General features: G+C 60.7%; 1 protein-coding gene. It reads right to left on the reverse strand.

Going from position 1 to position 1696, the window contains the following annotated elements; translation table 11 throughout:
* A partial coding sequence (locus ACFQ3C_RS18835; RefSeq protein WP_380795217.1) for a hypothetical protein occupies positions 1-1691 on the reverse strand: 1691 nt, incomplete at its 3' end.
* Positions 1692-1696: the final 5 nt, after the last annotated feature.

Below are 1696 nucleotides of genomic sequence, written 5' to 3' on the forward strand. Positions count from 1 at the left end.
CCCTCGCTAAATGACGCATAGACTGGGCGCAGTAGGTCCGCAGCCTGATCCTTTTCGCCGCGCCCTGCCAGAAGGGCCGCCAGATCCGTGGCAGCGCGCAGTTCGAGTGCGAGACCGCCTTGGGCGCGAGCGATGCAGATTGCCTGTTGGAGATGGGCTTGGGCCTCGTCCACGCTGCCCGCATCGGCAGCCAGCATAACCCTTGCACGCACCCGGTGCAGGTCTGGCGCATAGACGTTATCTTTGCTCTCATGAAGGGCTACGAATGCATAATCGATCGCCGCTGCGGCCTCTTCGTGGCAACCGAGATCGGCATAGATCTCGGCCGCGCAGGAGAAATGCAAATGGTTGAAACGCTTGTCCCGGTTGCGCCGCATCCGGTCGAGCCCTACCTCCATTTGCTCGCGCGCGCCGTCCTTTCCCTGCCTGTGTAGCGCAAGGCCGAGGAAGTAGCCTCCCCAGGTGCCCGTGTGAACCAGTGACATCTCTTCCGACATTCTTAAAGTCTCGCGCATCATCCGCTCGGCCGGTTCCCCTAGTCTCAGCCATGTGCCAGTAGTCACCGCCGCACTGTGCAGGGCGACACTGATGGTGTTTGCGTGCTCGCTCTCGCGGGCCCAGGCCAGAGACTGCTCCATCTGCTCCACCGCTTTGTCGGCTTTTCCGAGGTGCCACAGGCACCAGGCGCGATACTGGCCTGCGACTACACGGGGATCGGAGCCGAAGCGCAGTTTGAGGTCACCGTGCGCCTGCGGTCTGTACAGAGCGATCGAGCGATCGTTCAGGTCAAGGGCCTCTTGTAGACGTGCCGCGTGAAACCGCTCGAGGGCCATCATCCGCAAGCCGACCATCTGCGTGCCGTGATCATTCTGTGCGCCGGCAATTTGGAAAAACCGCTCCGCCGCATCTGCGGAATGCTGCACGGCAACATGGCGACTGGCCCAAAGGCCATAGAGGGCCGGGAGTTGAAGGTCGGGCGCTCCGATAACATCTGCCAATTCGGTCGCACGTGAGAACGCCAGCATGGTCGCCCGGTCCGCATAGCCTTCACCGGCGATCAGCGCCTGTCCCATCTGCACGTAAAGTTGCTGTTCGCGCATTGCGAGCCTGAAATTGGTTCCCAGACCGCTGCACAGACGGATCGCAGCCTTGAACGCTGCGACAGCCTCCTTGAAGGCCGACCTAGCGACTGCGCTGCGGCCCGCTTCTTCCCAGCTTTCAAGAGCCGCTTCGTTTAAACCGGCAATTTCGGCGTGGTGGGCTCGAATTTCGGGATCGGCGCCGCCGCGAGCTACTAGCACCTCGTAAAGACGTTGATGCAACTTAATGCGCTTGGCCCTGGGCATGCTTTCGTAGGCCGCGTCCCGGAGTAGGGCGTGCTTGAAGGCATAGGTTGCTTCACCCCCAGTGCTCGCTCGGAATAGCAGTTCCGCTGAGACAAGCCTGTCAAGTAGGTTAGCCAGGTCTTGGGACGGAAGGGCCGAGAGATCGGCGAGGGTGCCCTGATCGAGGTTTCGACCAATCACGGCAGCCATCTGGACCAGTTCCTTGACGTCGCTGAGCCGTTCGAGCCTCTCCATCAGCGAGTCACTTAGCGTGGCCGGTACACCGAAGTCGTGTATCGACCCGTTAAGGACATAAGTACCATCGATTTTCTCGACCTTGCCAGATTCGATCACCGCCTTTGTCATTTCCT

The sequence above is a fragment of the Seohaeicola saemankumensis genome (genome assembly GCF_042678485.1).
Taxonomy (GTDB): domain Bacteria; phylum Pseudomonadota; class Alphaproteobacteria; order Rhodobacterales; family Rhodobacteraceae; genus Seohaeicola; species Seohaeicola saemankumensis.